Here is a 23,944-nt window from a genome sequence, read left to right as displayed (position 1 = left end):
TCTTACCCGCCAAGGTTCATTCTATCTTGATCGTAGAGCACTTCTGCTCTGCTTGAAACGGAGCGCCAGACATCTCGGTTTGCAGGATCTTCTGTCGATTGAAACATCGCACGCGATATCATCTTCACTATCCGTAGCCAGTCTTTGGGTGCCTTTTTGAAATCAATTAGTAGAGCGCGCGACAACTCGATGGCGACTCTGATGTCGGCTGAAATTTTGGATGCTCCTCTTTCAATCTCTGCCGCAATTGCATCCCTCAGCTCAGGGTCACTGTAGCTCGCCATTTCAATAAGAGACCGAATCGCTCCGTAGCGAACATCCCCTTCCAGGTCGTGATCAAGGACGCGGATCAGAGCTTCAAAGTTTAAACGACCAGGGAAGCTGCCGAGAGCGTGAGCAACTCTCCAGCGAACGACCGTCTCATCCTGAGCGAGCAAGCTGCGAAGCCTTGACTGTTGGTCAGAAGAGAGATGCGTGCGTTTTGCAACATTTGCGATGGTCCAGCCCTTGACGGAGTCGGTGTCCAATATCAGGTCCAGCGACTCGTCATCCAAGGGGGATCCCAGCGGCTTTAGAAAAAGTCTACGCCACTCGTTGAACCAATCCTCTGTTGAATCGACCATTCCGATTGCGTCAAATACCCGCTGCAAATCGGTTGCCGCTCTGTACGGAATCGCATCGGGCGATTGATAGATCAGCAAAGCATCGTTGGCCCGCTGTCTCGTCGCCATGACTACGTCGAACCGTTTCTCCGCGAGCATGGCGAAAATCAAGGCGCGCATTTCTTCGGCCGGGCCGTCTCCTTGCGTGTCTGCTTCCGCCATTGCGTAGCCCGCCGCGTAGAGATCCCAGTCGTAGAGAGTTCGCAAGAAAAGACTCGCCTGCTGTCCCTTCAGTAGCCCCAGAACCAGAGCGGTAACGTCGAACGAGCTTCGATCAAAGCTGACGGCATTCAGCGTGTCCCGCGTCCAAGCGGTAGCTGGCTGTCCCGCTAGATGCCTGGCGACTAGGTAGTCGTGAACCAGGTGATGAGAGAAATAGGCGAGTCCGTCATCCAGTTTCTCGACTATTCTGGCCGCTAGGATTTTGTGTGCAACCTCCGGCCCCGTCGATTGCAGCAGCTGATCAAACGTAAATGTGCGCGCCTTGTTTTCCAGGTAGGCGTCAAGCGCGAATTTCGCAAGTTGATCGAGTTGATGCTCTGTTAGTCCGGAATGCTTTCGTAAGAAGGAGCTGCTAATTGCTGCCCGGCCGCCAGATACCAAGTCTCCTTTGATCGCAGCGTTGAGGAAGAACGGAATCTCCAGCATGCGAGAGTCGTTCGGGATTCGGACCTTCCCTGCGGAGTAGGACCTGATCTGCTCTTCGGAGAAAGGTAGAATGGTCGATAGCGCCCAGCTTCTTTCCGACGGCAGTTGTCGCCGAACCAAGCGATCGGCCACGATCACATATGTCTGAACCTGATCAGTGGAAATCTCGTTCAGGGCATGGAGAATCTGTTGACCGACGTTCGCGGACAGCTCGTTCAAGCCGTCCACGACAAGCAACTTCTTTGCTGTGGGCGGAATCCAGTCCAGCTCGAGAGCCGATATCTTTGGGCTGCTAAAGCGTTCTATCAAGAAGCTGGCGCCCTCCGACAGATCTGCAGCGGTCCAATCCTTCCACCGTTCATAATCGGCCCCAGACCATTTCTTCAAATCAATGAAAATAGGAATGAGCTCGACGGCGGCTGCGCGCTTCATCGTTCGATACAACAGGTGCGTTTTCCCTCCACCGCCGCGGCCGGCAATTAGGACCTTTCCCTTCTGCAATAACTTGTTCAGCAGTCCGTTCTCATCGGTCTCCGAATGGATGCCGGCGAACAAGTCGTCATAGTTGTGAGACCAGCCCAGACGGAGCGCGAACGTCGGCTTTTCGTCGGGAAGATTGGCCAGCTCGAGGCGTGCGGCTTTCGACAGAAATTGCAGCTGCTGCTCTGGAGACGCCTTCATAGATCAGCTCCAGGAGCGGGATCGCGCGGCAGCCGGCGAACGAATTCCTGGGCGACAATTGCTGCGGCGTGAGCTGCGAAGGGCTTCCAAGCCGCGCGAACTTCGGCGTTCTCCGGTGGCCCTACCAAGTCTGATATCCCACGAATTACGGCATAACGCGGATTATACCAAAACGAACTTCTCCTCTCGCACACTTGGCGCGCAATCCCGATCGATTCCATATCAACCGCAAGCGAATTGTCGAACGGCTTCAAGAGATTGATTTGCATCGGGTCGTGAATGTCCCCCATGACCTTCTCGCCTGAAACAATAGGTCCGATATGTATGCGAGGGACAATCTGTCTGGGTGGCGTGACCTTGTCGGGCTGCTGAAGCTTCAGCGCCCGCTTCAGATCAAACTCCTTCGAAAGCGGTAGCGCGACGCTGCGCCTCAAGGGTAGTGAAGGATGGTCGATTGCGTAGTGACGATGGAAGGTTCCTTTGTCCGTAATTTTAAGGAACTCGACGTATCCGACATACTCCGCGATCAGCACGTGGCCCAAGTCGATACCATCGCGTCCCTTGCCATTGCCGTCGCAGAGGCCGCCTGCGACGCCAAGCAAGATCAAGACTTGAGGACGGAGGTCTTGAATCATGGCAGCGATATCACCGCTGAGCGGAACGTTTGTTCGATCGGTGGCCTGTGTGAGAACCGTGTCCCAATCTCCCGATGTCGAATTGGTTTGGACGAAATACGGAGTCTCCGGAATGTTCCGCCGCAAATCAAAGACTTCCTGAGCCGCTGCAAACTCCTCCGGGATCACGGTTATCACGCCGACGCGCGCTCGACCCTTCAAGCCTATCGGCGCTGTGTAATATGTCTTATTTGTACTAAGTGCGGAACTGACAGCTGCTGCCACAGCCCGGTAGGCCGAGCCAAAAATGGAAAAATTGTTCTGCACGTTCTACTAAACCCATGGTCGCGATCGCATTATCTAGACAATGACCACATGCCGGGCATAGGCCATTCTTTGAGCTGTGCACAGGAGTAGAGTCTATAGCGCGAGACTAAGAACAAATCAAGAACAATCGATGCTAGATCTGGACGAGTCATGCGGCCTCCGAGCGCTGCGGCGGGCTCGCCGCCTCTGCCAGCATAGCTCCGGTAATCGCGTCGCCCAAAACTCTTCGGGCCACCTCGAGAAGGTGCTCGTGGTGCGTGAAGAATAGGACCTGCGTCTTTTTGGCGAGCTCGCCCAAGACGCGGAAGCCTGCCGCCGCGCGCTTGTCGTCGAAGTTGATGAACAGATCGTCCGCCGAACGGCAGGGGCTCGGCATGGTCGAGATAGTCCTCGATCGCAGCGATTCGGAGCGCGAGGTAGAGCTGGTCCGCAGTGCCGGTGCTCATCCCCGCTGACCGTCACGCGCCGGCCGTCCTGGCGGATGCCGGCGAGCCGCGCATTGTCGTGCTCGTCGAATTCGAGCTGGAGCGTTTGGAAAGACCCGCAAGTGAGGATGGCGAACAGCTCGCCTGCGCGCTTGAGCATGGGCGCCTGCTTCTCCCGCCGATAGCGATCGATAGCCCATTCCAGCAATACGACCGCAGAGCGAACGCGCACATACTGCTCGGCAATCTCGGTCATCTCGGCAAGCGCCGCTTGCCGATCGGCGGCGTCCCTCGCCGCCCGATCGTCACCGCCGATGGCCTCGAAGGCTTTGCGCGCGGTGTTGCGGGCCTCGCGCGCTTCCATCTGGCGATTGCGCAATTCTTGCACTTCTTCGGTGATCGTCTGGTCCTTGGCCGTGATGGCATCCAAGTCGATGCCCGAGCACTCGACGCACAATTCTGCGACCGATAGACCATCGCCGTCCTGCGTGAGCGCGGCTGTAAGGCGATCGAGTTCGGCGTTGAGCTTCCGCATGTCGTCGGAGCGCTGAATCGAGATCCGCAATTCGTCGGTCGATGCGACCCCGGCCTTCTGCTGAAGCTGTGTGATGGTTTCGCGCGCTTCACGGCTCGACTTACGGCACTCATCGATCTTCTCCTGCAAGCCGGCGATGTCGGAATCGTTCGTGGCGTTGAGGTCCCGCACGCGTGCCGCGGGTCCAAAGTTATTTGCCGGCACCAGCACATCGAGCAGACCTGAAGCACCTCCAGGAAGCCGGTCAGCGTGGCAATGAGTGCGTCGTGCTTTGGTTCGGTCGCGAGACGGCTTCAGGCATCGAAATCGAAGCCGTGTGCCGGCCCGCACAGATCGCGGGAGCGGACATTTTCCGCATCCCGCCCGCCGCCATGCGGGAGATCATCGGCATCATCGCCCAGCACGGCTGGATGATCGCCGCGCAGGTCCATTCTCATCCGCAGCACGCGTTTCATTCTCTGGCCGACGACAAGTGGGCCATCGTGCGGCACGAGAATGCGCTTTCGCTTGTCGTTCCCTACTTTGCGGCCAGGACCACCGCCGCGTCGTTCATGCAGGACCAAAAGACGTTCAAGCTCACCGCCGACAACCGTTGGCAAGAACTTGTAGTTTGGGAGCTCAGCAAATGGCTTCAAATATCCTAACGCCCGAGGCGCGCCCGGAGAACATCAAGGCGCTCGCTCTCGCCGCGGGCATCACGCCGGAGCAGGCCGCCGCACGACTGGATGGCCGGGTGTTGTGCACTTCGACCGCGGTGATGTTGCCGCCAGCGAGTTCTATCAAGAACTGCGCCCCTTGCTGGCAAGGACGATTGACGTTCACGGCGCGCCTGATGGCGGACCCTATTTGGTGGAAATGGTCATCGGTGATGTGCAGCCTCTAGGCCTTGCGCCTGCCGTGTTCGCACGGCTTACTCCAGATGGCTGTTGCTTTAGCCCGCAGCCGACAGCGGTACACAGCGCCAGCCCCGCCCATCGCACGCTTACAGTGGTTGCCGCCTGCTATGGTGCCGGCGTTGCCATCCACCGGGCCGTGGGAGAAGGCATTCCCAACCCTCCGCCGGACCGTCTGGAAATCAGGTATGACGACATCCTGCCCGACCGCGGGGTTCTGGAGGAAGCTGTCAATCTCGGCGAGACCCATCTGGCCGGGGCGGGGGCCATCGGAAATGGTTTCCTCTGGGCAGCGCGCCACGTCGATCTGCGGGGTAAGCTCATTGTTTGCGACGATGATGTCGTTTCCTCCGGGAACCTCCAGCGGCAGGTCTGGTTTGATGAGGATGACATCGACGATCCGAAGAGCCCGACGCTCTGCCAGAAGGCGCAGCCGCACATCCCTGGCTGCGAGCTAAAGCCTGAACCTGAGCGCTTGCAGGACCTCCCCAACCGATCAGGCGCTTGGTTAAAGCGTCTCATTGTCGCGGTTGATAGCCGGCGCGCTCGCCGTGAGTTGCAGAACGAGCTTCCGGCCGAGGTTTTTGATGCGTCCACTACCGACATCCGCGAGGTGGTGGTCCACTACAACGATGCGCTTTCTGGCCTCGCTTGCTTGGGGTGCTTGTACAGGGCCGACGAAAAAGAGGCCTCGCAAGACCAGGTTATCGCCGAGCATCTCGGTGTGACTGTCGATGACGTTAGAGCTAGCCGTATATCGCCGGCTGCAGCGGTGGCGATTGCCCGAAAGCACCCGCACATCGATTCGGTCTCGATTGAAGGTCAGGCGTACGATTCTCTTTACAAAGCCCTTTGCGCCACGGGCAAGCTTCACACGGTGGTGGGAAAACAGGTGGTTGCCCCGTTTGCTTTCGTATCGGTGCTTGCAGGTACGCTGCTGCTCTTTGACGTCATGACCAGATTGGCTCGGCCCGGCTTGACGCGGACCAATGAATGGCATGTTTCGCCTTGGCGCGAGCCGTTCAGCCAGGGGCGGCTCACTAGAATGCGATATGTGGTGTGCGAGTGCTGCGGAAAACCCATTTTACGCAGCCTGCGATCGAGGCTTTGGACTTCGGAAGAGCTTATCGCTAGCAAGGCATGAAAACGAAAAAAGCAGGGACCCTATGTTCATCGAGGCCCTGCGGCGATGGAGAACCGCCCATCCAGCGTCAAAGGGGGCGCCTTCTGATAAACGGTTCTGTCCACGCTGAAGCGTAAGGCAAGCCTGCTTCATGTGCGTATAACGCTTCTCCGCCTGCCGTCCGGCCACCGACGCGCCTCCGAAATACGTAAACACAATCGGGACGAGCCCCGCTGAGGCGGCGACCTTATGGCCGACCGCCCTGAATGTCCGGGCTTGATTTCGAGGTTCTTCGCTAAAACCCACGAAGGCGTGACCAGGGAAACCAAAGGCATCCGGACTCGGTCTGGAGCAAAAGCTGATTTCAGTCCCGCCCCAGCCGTCGCTCTGGGTTCTTGAGTCTTCTTTGTCGCGCTGACGCGGCCATGAGCGTTCCCGGGACTGCAATAACAAGGCTGAACCCACGCGTGCGCAAGGAACTGCTCCCTGAGACTAGCACCACGGTAGGCAAATTCGTTTCCCGCCTATTGTGCCAACCTGCACCGGCGGCGGCGCCTGCGGGAGGAGCTGGGACGGGTTGTTGAACACAGAGTTATTGCCTCCCCAGAACTGGGCGGGATTGCGAACAAACGAATTGTCTCCGCCCCAGATCTGGCCGGGATTTCTCACGAATGAGTTATCGCCACCCCAGATTTGTCCGGGATTTCTGATTACCGAATTTGGTCCGCCTGCGATTTGGCCGAGCGTGCGAGCGGTCCACCCTCTGCCGCCAAACAAATCGTTGTTCTCGCCAAAGCAACCCTTGCCGCCGAATCCGTCGGTCATGCACTTTGTAAGCTCGCGGATAGTGAGCCGCGATGCCATGCATCCAGCTGCCGCGTATGGTTGCCCGCCGGTCGAGACAACGCACTGCACGGCAATTTGCTGCTCGGGGTTCAATTGGGTATTGAACATATTGGTCCCTGCGCAGGTCGCCATCGACGTCATGTCGCCACGGGATTGCGCTGCGCATTCGACGGCTATTCGCTGCTCGCGGCTCAGCTGCCCGCCAAGCAACTGACCTACCGAGCAACCTGCGAAATTGGAAGCATCGCCCCGCGCGTTCGCCGCACAGTTCAAGACAGCTTGCTCATTTGGACCGAGGTTCCTGTTGAGGAAGGTGGCTCCAGCGCACGTCAGAAAGCTGTTGCGATCACCATTTGATTTCATCGCGCAGTTGGCGACAACCCGTTGGTCCTCCGAGAGCCGCACTCCCAGATGTGGAGCTGAACAGGCAGCAAATTGAACAACGCTGTCGTTTGCGCTTACCGCACAGTTCAGTACCGCCTGTTCCTTCGGGCTCAGGTTACGATTGAGGAAATCTCCGCCTGCACACGCGAGGAAACCGTTCCGATCACCCTTGGAGGAAAGGGCACACCGTGCCAGCGTTTTCTGGTCTCCGGAGAGTTTGTCGGCAAGGCTCGAAGCCGAGCAGCTTGCGAAGCGTGACGCGTCCCCACCCGCGGTCGCGGCACAGTTCAACACAGCCTGTTCGTCAGGGCCAAGATTGTGATTTGCGAATCGCCCACCAGCGCAGCCGAGAAATGCGTTACGGTCGCCGTTCGTCTTCATCGCGCATTGCGCCAGTATCCGTTGGTCGTCGGAAAGCTGAATGCCCAAAAGCGGAGCTGCGCACGTACCAAAGGACTGGCTGTCCGTGCTGGACACCGCGCAATCCAGTATTTTTTGTTGCCTTGGCGGCAAGATAACCTGTTGCCCGACGCAACCCGCAAACTGGTTCATATCAAGGCCGACGCGCCTTGCACATTCAATCGCGGTCCTTTGAGGATCGCCCCCCGGAGCAACGCCGAATGATCCGGATGGCGGAACTTGTCCTCCCAGCCTGTCCAGGCTCATTTGGCCGACCAGATTACACGGCGTTGGGCCAAGCGGTCCGTGACACTCCGGCTGAAGCGCGTTGCCATTGTTGACCAGTTGCGGCCGGGCCGGGTCAAAGTTTTGTACCGGCGGCAGCCCCTGATTCTGCTGCATCAGGTAGTTGCGGATTGCATCGCAAGGCCCCGGCCCCAACGGCCCCATGCATAGCGGTGCGCCGCCTGGCAATGTGCCAATTTGCTGAAGCTGAAACTGCTGAGCCGCAAGCCGCTGCATAGCGATGAATCGTCGTACCTGCAGGCACGGCCCCGGTCCCAGCGGCCCCATGCAAATCGGCCCGACGGCCTGGTCAAAACCTATTTGCTGCAACTGAATCTGTGCCGCGATTTGCTCAATCTGCAGAAACCGCTGCACGTCTTCACAACGGCCTGGGCCCAGAGGCCCCTGACACATCGGCCCCAGCGCGGGATCCATACCAATGGGTTGCGCTGGAGGCAGCGGAGGTGGTGGTGGAATCTGCGCGACGCTCGACGTTGCCTGAATCAGAAACAAAACAAATAGCGAAATCCGCACAATGAACGGCCGCATGCCCGCACTCCAACAATTCGAATGCGTCAAATATCGGCAATTCTAGTCCCACAACCGTACGGTAATCAACACCCAAGTCACGACCCCCAGTTAGACATCCCGGCGGGCCCGCGTGCGGTGCACGCGTATTGAAGTATTCGTACAACAGAAGGTTGACTATCCGAGACAATGGAATAGTCTTCCTCACATTGCACACATAATTTCTATCGGAGGGCACGGGCATGACTTACGTTCGTGTATTGTCGTTATTGTTTCTTTTGATGACAAGCGTGGGCGCTTACGCGCAGACCGATTTCGTCGCGACAAGCGTAAAAGTCGATCCGGTCATGCAACCGAAGCAACCAGGCGACGTATTCAAAGAATGCGCCAACAACCAGGCTTGCAGCGCGGTTCTCAAGGGCGCGGCTTCGTATCTTGGTGTGTCGCCGACCTTGGTTTCCGCAGTGCTTGCGATTATTCCGCAGGCCACAAGGGAGGGCGAAGAAGGTCATTTCACGATCCAGTTGCCGCAAGGCTATGTCTACTGCCGGGCATCGATCCATACGGTATCGGTGGTTCCGGCGACGGGTGACAGAGCGTCGCTCATGTCAGCAACGACTAACGAACGCGGTGTCGGCATCTACACCTGGACCCCGAAACAAGGCGTTGGGCAAGGCAGAAGCTGGGTGGAGGCCGACTACACAGTCTATGGCGTGAAAAGCGACCTTGCCGAAAAATACCGCACCGAGGGCAAATGCAAGCCGCCGGGAAAAAATATCATCAATTGTCGTGGGGCCACGGGTGTGAACCACGGCCTGCCTGCGTGCGGCTCGGTGGATGACTGACTGACAACGCGGGCACCTTACTTGCGTCGATACATCGATCGCAGAAGGCGGCCTATCTGAAATAGCGTCCACGCGCATTGCGCTGCCACCAACAGGCTAATTCCGATTGGCTCGATCGCGGGGAAGAAGCTCACGCCATCGCGGTCGCCGATGCGAAAGCGCTCGCCAAAAGCGCCCTCAGCCCGGATGGCCGACGTCATCGAATGAAAGGCAAGATCGTTGAAGACGCCTTGGCGATCGACGACCGGCTTGAACCACAGCTCATCGATAAAATGAACCGCGATACATGCCGGTACGATAATGAAAAGAAGATAGGCAAAGAGCTTTATGGCTTTCGCCAGCCAATCGCGTGGGTCCGGCGGATCGACGAACGCGCCAGGAAGCTTGTTGTACCAGGGCCGTGTCGCGTGGAGGCGCCAGTGCCGATCGACGATCATGAGCAGGAAGTACGAGACAAACGCGATTGCGACCGTGCCGATTAGGATCGCGGAGGGGGTTTGCGAGTGCGGCACAATCTGTTTGACAATCGATGCCCCAGTCCGCTCAAGCCAGAACAGATTGAAGGAAAAGGAAAACAAAGCCGAGCCCGCTACGCCATATATCTTGACCAGGGTCGGACTATCCACGGGTTGTTCCTCGTCAGTCGCGCAATCCTTGCATCGACGGATGGGTTTGGCAATCCGCAGTCTGCCCGTTCCGCTGCGAGGCGCGTCTCCTGACGCAGGGAGCGGGACCAGCTCACGAAAGCCGAGTCCATCACGGTTGCGGCGATCGAAGTCGGCGTCCCAAACCTGGTCAAGGCACGGAAGATCATCGCCGAATTCCACTTGATGATCCGGCGCAAAGTGGAGGCGGTACTCCCATGGATCGCGCGCGCCCACGCGAGCAGCGTCGCCTCGTTCGCCTGCGGCGTCAAGGATGAAGCGGCGGTTCGGCAAAGCATCGAGCACTGGCGTCACTGAGGCAGACCTTGGCTGTCTGCATCGGTAACGATGGCGCGCCCGACACGCGATTTGTCGGAGGCGAAATCCCTTTTTCCGGCGTAGCTCAAATGGTAGGTTTTGGTCCAGCAAGGTCGGAAATGCTTTATCTTTCAAAGGGGATTGACTGACACTCTCTCCGCCGCTGCAGTGTTCGCCTTTGTATCTGATCGTTCGGACCGACAGCAAAGCCAATGGGTGTCGCGACAAAGGCTGTTCCAGCAAGTTCCCCGACGTTACGCTTCGTCACTACAAAACTTGTAGCTTCTCAGCGTGGGCTCGGAGGACAGGTTTCGTGATGGAGAAGTTGGCGGGCGAAACTCAAGCCGCTCGACGTCGAACGGGAGATTGGCGACGACGTCGCCTATGTCTACTCCATAACCCTCTAAGGCCCTTCTTTTGAAAGATCGCGAAGGCTTCCTGTCCTGCTCAGGGTGCAAAGCTGACACGATGGGGATAGGATCTGCGCCGTGAAAGAAACCGTCTCTCGCGAACGACCTGGTCAGCGATTCCACAACTTCGTCGCCATCTTGGAGCGTATGTTTGCGCACCAGGACGGAGTGGCCATCGCTTCCTCCTTACGGGTGCCCGACAAGGACACCGGTCGGCTTCGCGAACATGACGTCGTGATTATCCGTCGTACCCATCACGGGCCGAACCTGACCGCCATTGAGTGCAGGGACCAACGGCGAAAGGTAGGAGTTCCTCAGATCGAGGCCTTCGCCAAAAAGTGCGAAAAGACTGGAATCCATCACGGAATCGTAGTTGCTGCGAACGGCTTTACAAGCACGGCCCGCACCAAGGCTAGGGCGCTGAACTTGACGTGCATGGAGTTGGCCGACGCGGATTCGTTCGAATGGATCGGCACTGTCACCATCATCGGCCAGTTCTACAACTTCACGGCGGTCGAGGGCCGCGTTCGCGTGGTGGAAGACGGGCGGAAGGTCACGAATCCATCCACGGTCTACACGCCCGACGGCTTGCCCTACACCGGCGAGGGTATTCAATCCCTCATCATCGACAAACTGCCTTCCGAGGTCCGTAAGCCGACCACCCGCCAGACCATCAACAGTCAAATCGTTATTCCCATGGAGGGATTCTTCGTTATCGACAATCTGAGCCAGCGCTTCCAAGTGAAGGATATCACATTCACCTACGCACTGGAGATTGAAGTCACAGAACGCCGAATCACGCTCCATCACTACCTCGGAGAAAACGCAGCGCTGGAAATCGCGTCCGGACAAATCACGTTCTCCGGTGGGCAATCCACGGTGGCATTCGTCAAATCGAAGGACGGCGTGGCGGGCTACGTCGTTTCCACGGGAGGGTTGAACCACGGAGTGAAGATCGGCGATCTACCGGAACGGCGCCTCGGGTAGATTCTGGCCAGATCGTCAGCGGACGGCTGCTAGTCTAGCTCTAGCGACTGGCCACGTAAGAAATGAGGACCGTCAGGATTTCTGGCGCTACGCTTCCTTTTTTCCCCGCCGGCAAGCCGGCTCCTCGCGGCCGCTTCGCTGCAAAAAAGGAGCACGCTCGAGTGCGCCGCTGCGCTTCGCCCCGGGGGTTCGGATGCGTGCCGGCCGCCATGACGGTCTCGCCATCGCAGGGCATCGGCCCCTGCGGCAACGAAGGAGACAGACCATGACCGCGATCGGATTCGTTACCCGCACAATGGACGGCGGCTTCAGCGGCGAGCTCAATTTGCTGCCCATTTGTGCCCACATCGACATCGTGCCCAACCGCGATAAGTCCGGCGATACGCCACCAGACTTCCGCATCTTCGCCCAAGGGATCGAGGTCGGATCGGGTCGGATTTTGAGCGGCGAGAGCCGCGGAACGGACTATGTCAGCCTGTCACTCGCAGCACCCGGCCTTGGAGGCCGTGAGCTCTGCGCCAACCTTGGTCGGACGGTTGGCCTCGGCGGTGACGGCGGCTTCTTCTTGGCCTGGAATCCTGTCGACTAGGTCAAAAGTTTGGGCTCCCGCGCACCGCGCGGGAGCCTTTTTTTTGGTGCGCCAGGCATGGCGCGGAGCGCCATGACTGGCGCGATTTGACTGGAGTGGTGTCCGGTCGATGACTTGGAGGTGTGAGTCCTCTACGGACCCTCGTGAAGGGAACCGTTAGCCGAACAGCAAGGGCGCCGTCGCGAGGCGGGGTCTGAAGGAAGCTGTAAGCAAAGTGCCGGCCTGACGAACAGCCAGCGCATAAGAGGCGTCCGCATCCGGGCGAGGGAGCCAAAAAGCCCGAAGCCCTATATCACCCGGAGGGTGCGGCCGTAGATGCGCCAGGTATATGGCACGAAGGTCACGCGAATGACCCTGGGAGATCTGCCGTCCTGCCCCCGGCAACGGGTGTGCTACCGGCGCCGCAAGGCGTCGGGATGGGGCGGCAGAAGTCAGCAGAAGCCGTAGTAGCTGGCAGCACCAAGCCGGCGAAGGGCCGAACGTCGAGTACCGGAGGAGGCCGGTCTGTCGATGGTGGCAACAGATGCAGACGATGGCGCTGAGATGCGTCATGCCCGCTCCGAGGGCAGTGGCCGGAAGCCGCCAGAGCAGGGGCTGTGTGCATCAAACATCACGGCAAGATCGCAACCTTCCCCTCCGGAGGTGGAAGTGCGGCTGATGGAGAAGATCGTCGGCCGAGCGAACATGATGGCGGCCTACCAACGGGTGATGGCGAACAAGGGCGCTGCGGGTATGGATCGGATGACCGTGGAGCAGTTGCAGCCATACCTGAAGGAGCATTGGCCGCGCATCAGAGAAGAACTGCTGGAAGGTCGTTATCGACCACAGCCGGTACGCGGGGTGGAAATCCCCAAGCCCGGCGGAGGAATGCGCCAACTGGGCATCCCGACGGTGGTGGACCGGCTGATCCAGCAGGCAGTGCATCAAGTGCTGATGCCGCTGTTCGATCCAGGCTTCTCCAAGGCCTGTACGGCTTCCGTCCGGGGCGCAGTGCGCACGATGCGGTGCTGGCCGCGCGAGCGCATGTGGCTAAGGGGCGACGCTTCGTCGTCGACCTCGATCTGGAGAAGTTCTTCGACCGGGTGAACCACGACGTGCTGATGGCACGGGTGGCACGCCGGGTTGCGGACAGACGGGTGCTGCGACTGATCCGCCGCTACCTGCAGGCTGGATTGATGACGGGTGGGATCACGACGGCACGGAGCGAAGGCACGCCGCAGGGCGGTCCTCTGTCACCGCTGCTGTCGAACATCCTGCTCGACGATCTGGACAAGGAGCTCGAGCGACGAGGCCACGCCTTCTGCCGCTACGCCGACGACTGCAACATCTATGTGCGGACGCGGCGCGCCGGCGAGCGGGTGATGGCATCGATCACGCGATTCCTGACCGAGCGGCTGAGGCTCAAGGTCAACGCAGCGAAGAGCGCCGTTGACCGTCCCTGGGTGCGGACCTTCCTCGGCTACACCATGACCGCCCACAAGCAACCGCGCCTTCGGGTGGGGGTCAAAAGCGCGCAGCGGTTGCGGAGCAAGCTGAGGACGACACTGCGCCAAGGGCGTGGACGAACCCTGGCATCGACCGTCAGAACCTTAACCCCGATCCTGCGCGGCTGGCTGCAATACTTCCGGCTGGCGGAGGCCAAAGGGGTGTTCGAGGAGCTTGACGGCTGGATGCGGCGGAAACTGCGCTGCGTCCTCTGGCGTCAGTGGAAACGGCCACGGACACGCCTCAAGCGCTTGATGCAACGCGGGCTCGATCCGGAGCGGGCATGGCGGTCGGCCTACAACGGCCGCGGTCCTTGGTGGAATGCCGGGGCCAGCCACATGAACGATGCCTATCGCGCCGCCTTCTTCGTACAACTCGGCCTGCCGTCCCTCACCGGACTGCACCGCCACCTCAATCGTGCCTGACGAACCGCCGTATACGGGACCGTACGTACGGTGGTGTGGTAGGAGGAAGCCGCAAGGCTTCCTCCTACCCGATCCTCCAGGACACTAGCTTTTTTGATCAACATCAACGGCTGCGGCATCAATAATTCTGTCCGGCGACGAGAGAATTCTCGCCTGCTTGCAGGCGTTAAAAGACTCCAATGGGCGATCTTCCGGGCTTGGATTTCTTGTGTTTCGACCGAGCATCGTTTCTTCAAAAAGCTCGCGGTGCCGCCAAATTTTGCGGTTGGTGACGCTGCCTAGCGTCGATGACAGGACCTTTTCATAGCAGAGGATGGAAGCGACAATGGCTGAATTCAGGTACACCAGACGAGCAAGTAAGCGTCCGGCGGCTGCACATGTCATATGGGCGATGCCTTCGGCCTGCGCTCTACTCGTCGCTTCGCTCCTCACCCAGCCACCCTATGGGTGTCTCGGCCCTTCGGGTAACGATCGCTATCGCAACGCTCGCAAACAGTGGGGCTTCGCACAAGTCAACTGCCAGGTCGCGGCGGCTTTTTCGCAATAAATCGGCCACCAGCTGGTAGCGCCTCGGCTGAACTCTCAGTAGAGGGGCGCGCGGTTAAACAGCTGGCGAAACGTCCCGTTTCGATCGGAGAAATGCACATGCGCGGAGCGGAATTTTGCCTGGAATTGAAGGTCGCTCGATGGCTTTTCTCGCCAGGCCCGCGAAGCCTCGTCCGCTCGCCAAGGCCCGGTCAGGAAAAACGGCCTGCGCCAGAGCGAAGCGGCGGCGGCGGGAAAGTTGGCACCCGCTTTCGGGGCAATGAGAGCGACGCCGGCATGGAATGACGGCGGGACCCGACAGCCAGTGCAGTCGCGAGACCGGTTAACAAGGCACCGCCGCGACGGGCAGTGATAGCGGTGCCGCGAAGCGGCAGCCCTTCGTGCGAGTGCCTCCGGCGAGCGACACTACTTATGTTGTCTCGATAGGTATCCATAGAAGTGCTAGGGTCGTCATACGGATACGGGTAGGACAGATGGACATCGCCGCGGCGGCTGCGACCGCTTTGCAAAAATTTGCCGGCGCAAGTCTCACGGCAGAATTGTCACGCATTGAAAGCAGCCTCAAAGGCGCTTCGAAGGCCGCGTCGCTCGCGTCACTCTCGGGTGAGGAGAAACAAGCCCTAACTGCCGCAGCTTCCCTCAAACGCATCGCCGCACAGGTAAATACCGCCATTCACGCGTTGGGCATCATGCTGTGTCTCCCGCATCTCTTGGAAGACGGCGAAATTGTTGAGTATGTCTCACTCGGTGCCGGCAACACGGGCCGTGCGTTCGACCTAGAAACGAACTCGAGGGTGGCAGAGTTCAAATTTATCCACTGGCAAGGCACTGCGGAAACGATCCGCCAGAATTCGATCTTCAAGGATTTCTTTTTGCTAGAGGATTATCAGACGAGCAAGCGCAAGTATCTTTATGTGCTCGGGATCGCGCACCCACTGAAATATTTCAATGCCAGGCGTGCGATCGCGAGCGTACTCAGCAAGGATGAGGCGGTTCGAGATCAGTTTCGTAACCGCTTTGGCGATCGTTATACGACAGTGCGCGAGTATTTTACGGATCATGGACAGGCGGTCTTTATCGAAGGCGTCTCTAGATGAGTGCCAGAACTTATCGTCGCCGAGGCAGCCGAAGCCGCACCTGACGACGTGTCTGGATAGCCTTTGCCAAAGCAGGCCCACTTGGTCACCAAGAATAGTAAAATAGCTGTGCGTCAACTTTCAAGATATATATAGTTGTTACAAGCGAATTGACCCGGAAGGATCGATGTTTCAGCTCGAAAAGCCAACCGATAGCTTACGGCTCATCCATTGGACGAAAGAGCTTCCTAGAGCGAGCGATGCTGATCCGCTTGGCCTCGAGCTTAGGGCATCCGCTCGTATTTCGAGCGAACTTCTCCATTGCATTACGTCCATCACGCCGCGTGCGCGCTATTACGCGTTCTTCCCGTGGGCCTTGCACGACTACAATACGCGCGAGCGCCTAACGCGGGGCGACCGAGGTCGAATAAAGGGCGTTCTCTCGCGCGAACGCGCGATGGTACTCGGGGCCGTTTTGCATCACGACGGGAAGGCTTGTGAGAACGGCGCCCTCGGGGGAAGCAAAGAAGCCATTAAACTCACAAAGAATCCGGCACGATCTTATGACTTAAACGCGTGGAAACACCTCAACAACAGTCAAGGTCAATTTGGTGCGGCCTACAAGGGCTCACTTATCAATCTCGGGCTGTTCGAGACCGGGGAAATCGAAGTGAACGACGACGTGGCCGCCGATTCCGATGAGCTCGACGAAACGACACAAGCAATCGAGGTTCGAGAATTGAGTGCCCTTGGCCGGCGCCTCGCCGATGCGTTTGGCACTTGCGTTCACCGGACGGCTTACGTGACGCAGGGGCTAACCACAAAAGACAAGGTCACAGCGGGTGTCCTGAAAGAGTTCGGCAGCAAGGCGGGGCTATGTGAGATCACCGAAAAGACCCCGAAGGATCGCGGCGTCCTACGCGAGGTATTCTTCGCAAAATGCCCGGAGCTACAGCGAGGCTCACATCTTCGTCGCCGCATGTCGCTGATTCTGTTTTTGGAATGCACCGCCAGGGCGCGCAAGGCCGGGTTGGCCCTTGACGATCGTACGCTGAGCGACATCTGTTATTTCGGTGCGATGGTGGTCGACGGCGACGAAAGAGCGCAGGTCGACATAGTGCTCCCGGGCAGCCTTGCTGATATTCAGCAGCGGTGGCGCATTTTCTTTACGCAAGGATACCTGGCGCTCGCACTCCAGTCGCTTCTCGTTGCGGTCGTAAGGCAGATTCGGGACAAGCCGGCTGGCGTGACGCGGAGTCAGATTATCCCGGCGCTGAATGCTCCGGGCCTGCCGTTGCGCTACAAGGAGATATTCGGGCGAGAGCTGCCTGAAGACTTCTTCGAAATGACGGGCCGCGACACGCTGCATCTGTGTGGAGATAGGGTTGATAAGGCTGACCGTCTCCCTGCAAACGCGGCGTTTTCGGAAAGGCAACTCGAAGAGCTGCTTGTCGACGACGAGGCGAACGAAGCGGCAGCCGTCGTCTTGGCAGCGATGCTGCTCTATCAAACCATCATTCGGTACAAGCAGCGTTGTTCAGCCGAGCATCACGGCTGGTACGCTCAACAGATTCATAGTGAGTATGCGGACGTTGCGTTGCCGGGCATCATTCGGTTTTTGGAAGCCGAGTTCGGGAGCTCGTGGATCGACCGGACGAACCGCGAGATTCTGGATTGCGTGATCTGGCGTTTTGTCGTCCGGCAGCATCAAACCATGAGTTACGAGCGGGGCTTCGGAGGCGTTGCGCCCTTATTTCACGTCGATGGAAATCGCATCGTCGCAACAGAGACGGACTATACCGACCCTCATGCCAAAAATCCCCGGTTTTGGCCCGCGATGCAAATTCTCGCGGACCTCAAACTGATTGTTTATGCGGACAAGGCCTACGCGCTTACATCCGATGGCGAGGCGTGGCTGGCTTCGGAACTTTCTTCGATGGGCAATCCATGAAGCCCATCGATCTGCTTGAACAGTTCGACAAAGGCAGCGGTTCGGTCGGATTCATTGCCACCTATGAGTTCGAGCCGCAGTTCTTTGAGCGCCGGGTTCTCGCGAAGCGAACCTTTGGGTCGGCCGAACGTATCGTCGTCTTCATGGACAGACTGCGGTATCAGGAGCTCGTCGGCAACGGTCTTACGGTTTCGGGCTTCAATCGACGCTATCTTGTCGTTCCAATCAGCCGGATGCCTTACGTCTTTCACCCGAAGCTCTATCTCGCTTTTGGCGAGAAACGAGCGGATGCGGTCGTAGGAAGCAGCAACTGCACCAATGCCGGGATCGGCTATAACGTGGAGCTGTGCTCGGCGTTTTCGGCTCCAGTCAGCGGCTACAAACCTGAAGAACGGGATCAGGCGTCCATCATCCGTGAAACTTACGATGCGATGCGCGCCTTCGCCTCGGCAGCAGGGCCCTTAAACGCGGTCCTCGAAGAGCATTTTTTCAAATTGGCGGAGAATTTGTGTCCCTGGCTCGATAAGAAATTGTTGATCCCTAAGGGGCAGATCGAATTGCTGTTGTCTCACGGAACGCCCCTGTGGGGGCAGCTCGTCCAGCGCCTGGCAAAGGAAGAGATTCGAAAGATTACTGTAATCTCGCCATTCTACGATGGTGATCTTGGCTTCATAAGGCGATTGCGAAGGCAATGGCCCAAGGCTCTGGTTACGGTCGTTGCTCAGCCGCTTTATGCGACCTTGGCCGGCGACAAGCTGTTCAAGCTTTTCGCCGACGGCAAGCACAAGCTGATGGCCGCCAGTCCGCAGCCTGGCCGGCGCCTTCATGCAAAGGCATTTGCCTTCGAAACACGGGCCGGTTCGTATTGGCTGACGGGGAGCGCGAATGCGACGCTCGCGGCATTCGATGGACACAATACCGAAGCCTCGCTGCTGCTGAAGACCAAAGAATCTGCCGACGACCTGTTGAAAGGCAGTCCGCTCGCGCTCAAGCGCATCGATCCGCGCAAGTTCGAAGCCGGACAGGATGATGAGCCGACCGGTCGAGAGGCACCCGGCGCTATCACGCTCCACTCAGCTGTTGTCGATCGCGACGGCCGATTTGAATGCGAGGTTGAGTTTTCTGAGGACGTGGATGCTCTGACATTGCGGGTGCGCAACTTCAACGAAGCGTTGCCAGTTTTGTCGGTGCCCATACGCCGCAAGGCTTCGAAGTCGATCGCATTAGAGTTGTCCGAGATCCAGCTTGAGCAGATCCGTGTAGCGGCCGTCTGCGAAATCAAGGGCACAGGCAAGGCAGGTCAGGAAGTCGTTAGCAACTGCGTAGCACTGGTTCAGCTCTACCATCTTCTGCGCGAGCGGCCAGGCTCCCATGCTGGTGGTAACCCGCTGCGTAGGATCACGGAGACTGGCGAAGATCTTGTTTCGCACGTCGATACGCTTGGCAGCGTTCGGGAAGCGGTCGAGTTTTTCAACAACTGCAACATTCGGTTCTATGATGGTGAGTCCCGGGGGAGGGGAGCGAGAGGCGACCTATGGAAGCCGCGTGACCCCTTCAAGCCGGACACACCGCCGGACTGCTAAAGATTGCCCTTAAGGGCGCGGGTGAGGATTTGCGGGCGGCGGTCCTGGAGTTTGTCGAGCGGCATCAATCTGACAAGCTGTTTCGTCACGTGCGGCGCGGAAATCTAAATGGCTTGCCGAACTTCCTCGATATCTTCCGGACGCTAAATGGGCTTCTCTTTACGTATCATTCGCGCGTGATGGGCAAAGCCGGCCCGGTCCTGCCGTTCGGCTTTGTCACCCGACACGTCATGACAAATATCGAATCGCTTATTGGGCCGTTTGAACCGCGAGAAGATGCGTTCGATGGAACGGGATTTGTCTCGGCCGTTTACAGCAATTTTGCGGGCGATAAGGCCTTGGTGCGTGATCGGCTCAAAGAAGAACGTGTCCCTCAGATGCTTTGCGCTGCTGTGGAAGCGATGGTGGCCGTTCGAGCCAAGGCACGCAAGATGACAACCTTGGACGACTGGGCGCAGCGGCGCTTGGCTGGGGTTGCCGGGTGGATCGCGGCGCAGGGTCAGCGTGAGCCGTCCAGAGAAGAAGTCGAGACAGCCGGGCTTGAGTACTTTCCCGCGAAAAAGGCTGCGTGAGCGGTCGCCTTCGCGCGCCTCTGGCGAGCGACAACTAAACGTAAACGTACCATGTCGTGTCTCGCCTATTGATGGGTCATCACAGCCCTTCAGCGGTCACGCGAGCAGGCGTTCCGGTGTATAATGCGAACTCAAGAGCGTTACGCTCAGCTTGGAACATCCGCTGTGGAATTGACCGAAGAACTGTGGGACGAACTCGACAGACAGCAGAGACTGCAAATTGTCGCAGCCCGAAAGAAACTTTGCGATGACCTCGCGGCCAGCGAAGTTCCGGTCCCGGAGGACCTCGCTCGCGCGACCGAACGGATGTTCATCACGGAATTTCGTGATGTCATGCGATCTCATCCAGGCTATCGATTGGCGGCGCGACGTGACTCGTACCGGACGAGCCTTTCGATCTTCCAGCATTGCTTCGACGACCTTGAGGCGGCGATCAACCGGTTCGAGTCCTTCGCGCTATCTGATGGATGGGCCGCACCGAACCACCGTAACCGCGCCGCGGATTTTGAGAAGATCATTCAGAAGGAATTATTTGCGACCGCCAACGCGGCGTTATCGCTTGTCGACCATGCACGGCGCGTGGTGAAGATGCATCCGATGCCTGGCTACGCCGACAAGCGTGCCGAGATGTTTGGTATCGACGGCCTGCATGAGTTTGTCACAGGACTTAGGAGTCTCCTTCACCATCTGCATATTGTTGAAGCGGGATGGACCATAATGGGAGGCTCGCGCGAGAAACCGCCATCGGCGACATTCATGCTCGACTGTGTGGAACTGGAGCGGCTTGTCGAAGAGCATCGGGAAGGCTTTAAGGCCCAGTACGAGCCGATGAAGGCCTATATCGAGACGCAGCAGAAAAAGATTGATATCCGCAAAGTGTTCTCGGTGTACCGCGAACGTGCTGAGCAGTTTCACCACTGGATGACGGCCGAACTCGATTCCGAGAGTCTTGTCGCGCTCCGCGACTATGATGCCCTTCACCTTCGAAAAAAGAAGGCTGACAAGCGGAGTTTCTGGAATGGTTTGCTAGGAAACTGGCTGCTAAATTGGAAAGAGCCGCCGAATCCCCACAACCATCTGCATCGCTTCCTCACGCCGGAGGAGCTAGCTGAAGTGAATGCCTTGCCCCGTAATTCGAAAGCGCAGGCGGATCGGGTGGTCGCTTTCATGGACCCCGAGGGTGCTGCGGACGATCATATCCGCCGGCAGGTCCATGAGTTGTTCCAGCGCGCCCCTGCGGCGTGATTGTCGATAAAGTTCTGTTCATTCGGGTAACTTACGGCGCCAGCGCGAAGCGGCTGCGGCCGGAACGATGGCACCCGCGACGTGCAGAGGTAACGACGCCGCGAACGCGGTGTGTCCGCTGCCCCTCGTCTACCAATTTCCGGGTCAGACACGCGCTAATATTGCTTTGCAACGTGACCACCAGCCTGCCGGCTTTGGCTTGGGTTTGAAGTTGTCAATCTCGGTAAAGAGCTTCCGCGTGATTTCATCAATCGTCATGAAGTCTTGCAAGATCTGTGGGTGAAAGACGCAAACGGGAGAACCTTCCGTCGGCGTGTGGTTCATCCAGGGCCGGTATTTGCCGAGCAAATCCTGCTGCTTTCGCAATGCAGCGTAGGCTGTCATATCTCCACGGCGAACCGCAGCACTCACTTCTTGGCCTAGGCGGTTGTATTCGGGAATATCTTTGTCGTCGATGATATAGGGTGGAATGTAAAGCGGAATGCGGTGGGCGACGGTGTCGCGAAATTCGGAGATGTGTTTCATCCATTTCTTGAGGCCGCGAATATAGGTTCGGAAGCTGTCCGAGAATGTTTTCATGAGATAGCGATAGTCGCGCCCGAGGCCCACGTAGCCGCGCCTCATCTCTCCACCCTCAGGGTCTTCCAGGCCGGTCTCGTAAACCCAAATCCACGCGAGGTTGTCGAGGCATCCTTGCACATTGATGAAGAACGATTGGAGAAGCATCGTCGCGGCGATGCGGTCATCTTTTTCCGGAATGTCCTCTTTCTCGGGTGGCAAAAGCTCGAAAATGAACGCGATCGATCGGCTCATCTCGTCGAGCCGTCGGCCGAGCCCCTGGCGGGCATATTCCTGCGCGCGTCCAGATTTGAAGGTGCGGGCTAGGATGGCATCTTGAAGCTTGCTGAACAGAGCCTCGACGTCGGCCCGGCGCTGGTTCAGCCGATCGACTTCTTCCTTTGGAAAGTATCCCGTCATGCGAGGCTGCTCTTTTGGTAGTTCGAAGCGTGCTGGCGCGGTTGGGCCTTTTTGGTCACGCACGTGCAGCGCAAACTTACGGCGCTTCATCATTATGACTGGTTTGACGTTGCCGGAAGCCTCGCCTAGTTTCAACCTATGTTTGAAATCACCCGCGACGATATCGCAGCGCTGAACGATGAGGATCTGCGGACGCTGATCGGCCTCCTGTGCGAAGCGGAGCTGCGTCGTGCGAACTTGCCGGTCTCCGCCGTGACATGGGGCGGCAATCAGACCGCCAAGGATGGTGGCCTGGACGTGCGGGTATTCTTGCCGGCGGGAACGGCGGTCGCAGGTTTCATCCCGAGAGCTGAAACGGGCTTTCAGGTGAAGAAGCCCGATATGCCGGCTTCCGAGATCGCCAAGGAAATGAAGCCAGCTGGTGTTCTGCGGCCAGTCATCCAGGAATTGGCGGAAGCGTCGGGCGCATACATAATCGTCAGTTCAAATGGTTCGACGGCGGATTCGGCGCTCAACAATCGGCGTGAAGCCATGGCTGAGGCCGCGAAAAACAGCCCTGACGCCGGCAAGCTTCACCTCGACTTCTCTGACCGAAACCGCGTAGCGAGGTGGGTTCGCGATCACGCCGGTTTGATTCCGTAGGTGCGTGCACGGATCGGAAAATCGGTTCCGGGTTGGCGCTCGCATGGCGAATGGTCGTACGTTCCGGCGGGGGCCGACAAAGCCTATCTTCTGGATGACAAGGCGCGCATCAAGACCGGCAGCAACGACGATGGCGAGGGCTTGCCCGCCGTCGACGGAATTAATCGCATGCGCGACGCCCTGCGCAAGCCAGGACGGGTCGTGCGGCTGGTCGGCCTGTCCGGCGTTGGCAAGACGCGGCTTGTTGAGGCGTTGTTTGATGCTACGAGCGGTGCGAATGCACTGGACCCGTCCCTAGCGATTTACACGGACATCGCGGACAGCCCGGACCCGCAGCCGCGAGGGCTGGCTTCCGACCTCGTGGCATCGGGAACGCGCGCGATCCTCGTGATCGACAATTGCCCGCCGGAAACACACAAGCAGTTATCGGAGGTCGCAAAGGCGCCAGGCACGACGATTAGCGTCATCACGGTTGAATACGATATTCGTGAAGATCAGCCGGAGGGCACGGATGTCTTCTCGCTGGAGACGTCCTCGCTCGAATTGATTGAGAAGCTGGTGCGAGCACGATTTGCCGACGTGTCGCAGATCGATGCGCGAACCATCGCCGAGTTCTCAGGCGGAAACGCCCGTATTGCGCTGGCGCTCGCCAGCACCGTGAAGAAGTCGGACACGATTTCCAGCCTTAACAGCAGCGAGCTGTTCACGCGCCTCTTTCAGCAACGGCACGAACACGACGCAGACTTGCTGCAAATTGCCGAGGCTTGTTCGCTTGTCTATTCATTTCAGGGTGAATTGCTGGCCGGCGAAGAAGCGGAGCTGCCGGTTCTCGGGGGCTTGATTGGCAAAAGCGCGCAACAGGTCTTCACGGCGGCGGCCGAGCTGAAGCGGCGCGATCTGCTTCAGCAGCGCGGGCCGTGGCGCGCGCGGCCATGCGGGGCAGGGGTCTCGGCCTCGTCCTCAGTGTCCAGGTAGAAGTTGCCCTCGATTTGAGGTTCGTCGTCGGGATTCTCGAACCGGCCGCGATCGCGGTCGAAGGCCCGGTCGATCAGGACGCTGCCCGGCGGCAGGCAGTGCTGGTCGACGAGGCGCTTCGGCGCCATTCGGACCGCGATCTGTGCCGACGGGCGGCGTTTCGTCTTCTTCATGTGCGGGTCCTTACCGTAGTGGACGGCCCGAGCGGCTCGGACGTCAGTGTCATTCGGCCTGCAATATTGACCCCCTAAGCTGGGGGATCGGCGTCCAAAATTGACCCCCTATCGGTAGGTCTGTTGCGCTGCCTGCTTTGGAATGAAGCA

General features: G+C 58.6%; 22 protein-coding genes. 14 read left to right on the top strand and 8 right to left on the bottom strand.

Going from position 1 to position 23,944, the window contains the following annotated elements; genetic code table 11:
• Positions 1-2: 2 nt before the first annotated feature.
• From JJC00_RS32430 to JJC00_RS32420, 3 genes are all read right to left on the bottom strand, one after another.
• Complete coding sequence (locus tag JJC00_RS32430) at positions 3-1,991, bottom strand: HEAT repeat domain-containing protein (RefSeq protein WP_200469843.1); 1,989 nt, start codon at positions 1,989-1,991, stop codon at positions 3-5.
• Positions 1,988-2,932: a hypothetical protein gene (locus JJC00_RS32425; protein ID WP_200469842.1), complete on the bottom strand. Its 945-nt coding sequence runs from the start codon at positions 2,930-2,932 to the stop codon at positions 1,988-1,990. Before JJC00_RS32425 ends, JJC00_RS32430 begins: the two co-directional genes overlap by 4 nt.
• A 117-nt stretch (positions 2,933-3,049) precedes the next feature.
• Positions 3,050-4,102, bottom strand: coding sequence for an ATP-binding protein (locus tag JJC00_RS32420; RefSeq protein WP_200474377.1), 1,053 nt, complete (start codon positions 4,100-4,102; stop codon positions 3,050-3,052).
• Between the two features lie 56 nt (positions 4,103-4,158).
• Here JJC00_RS32420 and JJC00_RS32415 point away from each other — a divergent pair, with 56 nt between their 5' ends.
• Both JJC00_RS32415 and JJC00_RS32410 read left to right on the top strand, forming a co-directional pair.
• The gene (locus JJC00_RS32415) at positions 4,159-4,536 is read left to right on the top strand and encodes a hypothetical protein (protein WP_246773998.1); all 378 of its coding nucleotides are present in this window, start codon (positions 4,159-4,161) and stop codon (positions 4,534-4,536) included.
• A gap of 94 nt (positions 4,537-4,630) precedes the next feature.
• Complete coding sequence (locus tag JJC00_RS32410) at positions 4,631-5,929, top strand: ThiF family adenylyltransferase (protein ID WP_200469840.1); 1,299 nt, start codon at positions 4,631-4,633, stop codon at positions 5,927-5,929.
• 471 nt (positions 5,930-6,400) lie between these two features.
• Here the strand turns inward: JJC00_RS32410 and JJC00_RS32405 are convergent, their stop codons facing one another.
• The gene (locus JJC00_RS32405) at positions 6,401-8,371 is read right to left on the bottom strand and encodes a hypothetical protein (protein ID WP_200469839.1); all 1,971 of its coding nucleotides are present in this window, start codon (positions 8,369-8,371) and stop codon (positions 6,401-6,403) included.
• Between the two features lie 221 nt (positions 8,372-8,592).
• Here JJC00_RS32405 and JJC00_RS32400 point away from each other — a divergent pair, with 221 nt between their 5' ends.
• Positions 8,593-9,195, top strand: a complete 603-nt coding sequence (locus JJC00_RS32400; RefSeq protein ID WP_200469838.1) for a hypothetical protein — start codon at positions 8,593-8,595, stop codon at positions 9,193-9,195.
• Between the two features lie 17 nt (positions 9,196-9,212).
• Here the strand turns inward: JJC00_RS32400 and JJC00_RS32395 are convergent, their stop codons facing one another.
• Positions 9,213-10,154 carry a hypothetical protein gene (locus JJC00_RS32395; protein WP_200469837.1) on the bottom strand — a complete coding sequence of 314 codons (942 nt, stop codon included), beginning with the start codon at positions 10,152-10,154 and terminating at the stop codon, positions 9,213-9,215.
• 491 nt (positions 10,155-10,645) lie between these two features.
• On the opposite strand from JJC00_RS32395, the gene JJC00_RS32390 reads away from it, so the two are divergent.
• The 4 genes from JJC00_RS32390 (at position 10,646) to JJC00_RS38425 (ending at position 14,053) form a co-directional block, all read left to right on the top strand.
• Positions 10,646-11,554 (top strand): restriction endonuclease, encoded by a 909-nt coding sequence (locus JJC00_RS32390; RefSeq protein WP_200469836.1) that lies wholly within the window; start codon positions 10,646-10,648, stop codon positions 11,552-11,554.
• A 265-nt stretch (positions 11,555-11,819) separates the two neighbouring features.
• Positions 11,820-12,143: a DUF736 domain-containing protein gene (locus JJC00_RS32385; RefSeq protein WP_200469835.1), complete on the top strand. Its 324-nt coding sequence runs from the start codon at positions 11,820-11,822 to the stop codon at positions 12,141-12,143.
• A 657-nt stretch (positions 12,144-12,800) separates the two neighbouring features.
• The gene (locus JJC00_RS38430) at positions 12,801-13,229 is read left to right on the top strand and encodes a hypothetical protein (protein WP_246773997.1); all 429 of its coding nucleotides are present in this window, start codon (positions 12,801-12,803) and stop codon (positions 13,227-13,229) included.
• The gene (locus tag JJC00_RS38425; RefSeq protein ID WP_246773996.1) at positions 13,148-14,053 is read left to right on the top strand and encodes a reverse transcriptase domain-containing protein; all 906 of its coding nucleotides are present in this window, start codon (positions 13,148-13,150) and stop codon (positions 14,051-14,053) included. The genes JJC00_RS38430 and JJC00_RS38425 overlap by 82 nt, the downstream gene beginning before the upstream one ends.
• An 84-nt stretch (positions 14,054-14,137) precedes the next feature.
• On the opposite strand, the gene JJC00_RS32375 is transcribed toward JJC00_RS38425, so the two are convergent.
• Positions 14,138-14,485 carry a hypothetical protein gene (locus JJC00_RS32375; RefSeq protein ID WP_200469834.1) on the bottom strand — a complete coding sequence of 116 codons (348 nt, stop codon included), beginning with the start codon at positions 14,483-14,485 and terminating at the stop codon, positions 14,138-14,140.
• A 587-nt stretch (positions 14,486-15,072) separates the two neighbouring features.
• On the opposite strand from JJC00_RS32375, the gene JJC00_RS32370 reads away from it, so the two are divergent.
• From JJC00_RS32370 to JJC00_RS32350, 5 genes are all read left to right on the top strand, one after another.
• Positions 15,073-15,696, top strand: coding sequence for a hypothetical protein (locus JJC00_RS32370; protein ID WP_200469833.1), 624 nt, complete (start codon positions 15,073-15,075; stop codon positions 15,694-15,696).
• Positions 15,697-15,862: 166 nt separating this feature from the next.
• Entirely contained in the window at positions 15,863-17,626 is a 1,764-nt protein-coding gene (locus JJC00_RS32365) for a hypothetical protein (RefSeq protein WP_200469832.1), read from the top strand.
• On the top strand, positions 17,623-19,209 hold the full coding sequence (locus tag JJC00_RS32360; protein WP_200469831.1) for a hypothetical protein: 1,587 nt from the start codon (positions 17,623-17,625) through the stop codon (positions 19,207-19,209). Before JJC00_RS32365 ends, JJC00_RS32360 begins: the two co-directional genes overlap by 4 nt.
• Before the next feature lie 29 nt (positions 19,210-19,238).
• Positions 19,239-19,781 carry a hypothetical protein gene (locus tag JJC00_RS32355; protein ID WP_200469830.1) on the top strand — a complete coding sequence of 181 codons (543 nt, stop codon included), beginning with the start codon at positions 19,239-19,241 and terminating at the stop codon, positions 19,779-19,781.
• A 165-nt stretch (positions 19,782-19,946) separates the two neighbouring features.
• Positions 19,947-21,026 carry a hypothetical protein gene (locus tag JJC00_RS32350; protein WP_200469829.1) on the top strand — a complete coding sequence of 360 codons (1,080 nt, stop codon included), beginning with the start codon at positions 19,947-19,949 and terminating at the stop codon, positions 21,024-21,026.
• A gap of 144 nt (positions 21,027-21,170) precedes the next feature.
• On the opposite strand, the gene JJC00_RS32345 is transcribed toward JJC00_RS32350, so the two are convergent.
• Positions 21,171-22,094: a hypothetical protein gene (locus JJC00_RS32345; RefSeq protein ID WP_200469828.1), complete on the bottom strand. Its 924-nt coding sequence runs from the start codon at positions 22,092-22,094 to the stop codon at positions 21,171-21,173.
• 48 nt (positions 22,095-22,142) lie between these two features.
• Between JJC00_RS32345 and JJC00_RS32340 the strand changes: the two genes are divergently transcribed.
• Both JJC00_RS32340 and JJC00_RS32335 read left to right on the top strand, forming a co-directional pair.
• Complete coding sequence (locus JJC00_RS32340; protein ID WP_200469827.1) at positions 22,143-22,646, top strand: hypothetical protein; 504 nt, start codon at positions 22,143-22,145, stop codon at positions 22,644-22,646.
• Positions 22,647-23,621: a hypothetical protein gene (locus JJC00_RS32335; RefSeq protein ID WP_200469826.1), complete on the top strand. Its 975-nt coding sequence runs from the start codon at positions 22,647-22,649 to the stop codon at positions 23,619-23,621.
• On the opposite strand, the gene JJC00_RS32330 is transcribed toward JJC00_RS32335, so the two are convergent.
• The gene (locus tag JJC00_RS32330) at positions 23,549-23,794 is read right to left on the bottom strand and encodes a hypothetical protein (protein WP_200469825.1); all 246 of its coding nucleotides are present in this window, start codon (positions 23,792-23,794) and stop codon (positions 23,549-23,551) included. The two genes, JJC00_RS32335 and JJC00_RS32330, sit on opposite strands and share 73 nt — an antisense overlap.
• Positions 23,795-23,944 lie beyond the last annotated feature (150 nt).

Origin of the sequence: Bradyrhizobium diazoefficiens (genome assembly GCF_016616885.1) — a bacterium.
Taxonomy (GTDB): domain Bacteria; phylum Pseudomonadota; class Alphaproteobacteria; order Rhizobiales; family Xanthobacteraceae; genus Bradyrhizobium; species Bradyrhizobium diazoefficiens_F.
The sequence above is the reverse complement of the archived record's forward strand: the minus strand, read 5'-3'. Positions and strand labels throughout refer to the sequence as shown.

Excerpts from the sequence above, each read along its gene's own strand:
- JJC00_RS32405 (WP_200469839.1), bottom strand. The coding sequence starts at position 8,371 with ATGCGGCCGTTCATTGTGCGGATTTCGCTATTTGTTTTGTTTCTGATT.
- JJC00_RS32345 (WP_200469828.1), bottom strand. The coding sequence starts at position 22,094 with ATGAAGCGCCGTAAGTTTGCGCTGCACGTGCGTGACCAAAAAGGCCCA.
- JJC00_RS32340 (WP_200469827.1), top strand. The coding sequence starts at position 22,143 with ATGTTTGAAATCACCCGCGACGATATCGCAGCGCTGAACGATGAGGAT.
- JJC00_RS32365 (WP_200469832.1), top strand. The coding sequence starts at position 15,863 with ATGTTTCAGCTCGAAAAGCCAACCGATAGCTTACGGCTCATCCATTGG.
- JJC00_RS32400 (WP_200469838.1), top strand. The coding sequence starts at position 8,593 with ATGACTTACGTTCGTGTATTGTCGTTATTGTTTCTTTTGATGACAAGC.
- JJC00_RS32430 (WP_200469843.1), bottom strand. The coding sequence starts at position 1,991 with ATGAAGGCGTCTCCAGAGCAGCAGCTGCAATTTCTGTCGAAAGCCGCA.
- JJC00_RS32330 (WP_200469825.1), bottom strand. The coding sequence starts at position 23,794 with ATGAAGAAGACGAAACGCCGCCCGTCGGCACAGATCGCGGTCCGAATG.
- JJC00_RS32385 (WP_200469835.1), top strand. The coding sequence starts at position 11,820 with ATGACCGCGATCGGATTCGTTACCCGCACAATGGACGGCGGCTTCAGC.
- JJC00_RS32360 (WP_200469831.1), top strand. The coding sequence starts at position 17,623 with ATGAAGCCCATCGATCTGCTTGAACAGTTCGACAAAGGCAGCGGTTCG.
- JJC00_RS32370 (WP_200469833.1), top strand. The coding sequence starts at position 15,073 with ATGGACATCGCCGCGGCGGCTGCGACCGCTTTGCAAAAATTTGCCGGC.
- JJC00_RS38430 (WP_246773997.1), top strand. The coding sequence starts at position 12,801 with ATGGAGAAGATCGTCGGCCGAGCGAACATGATGGCGGCCTACCAACGG.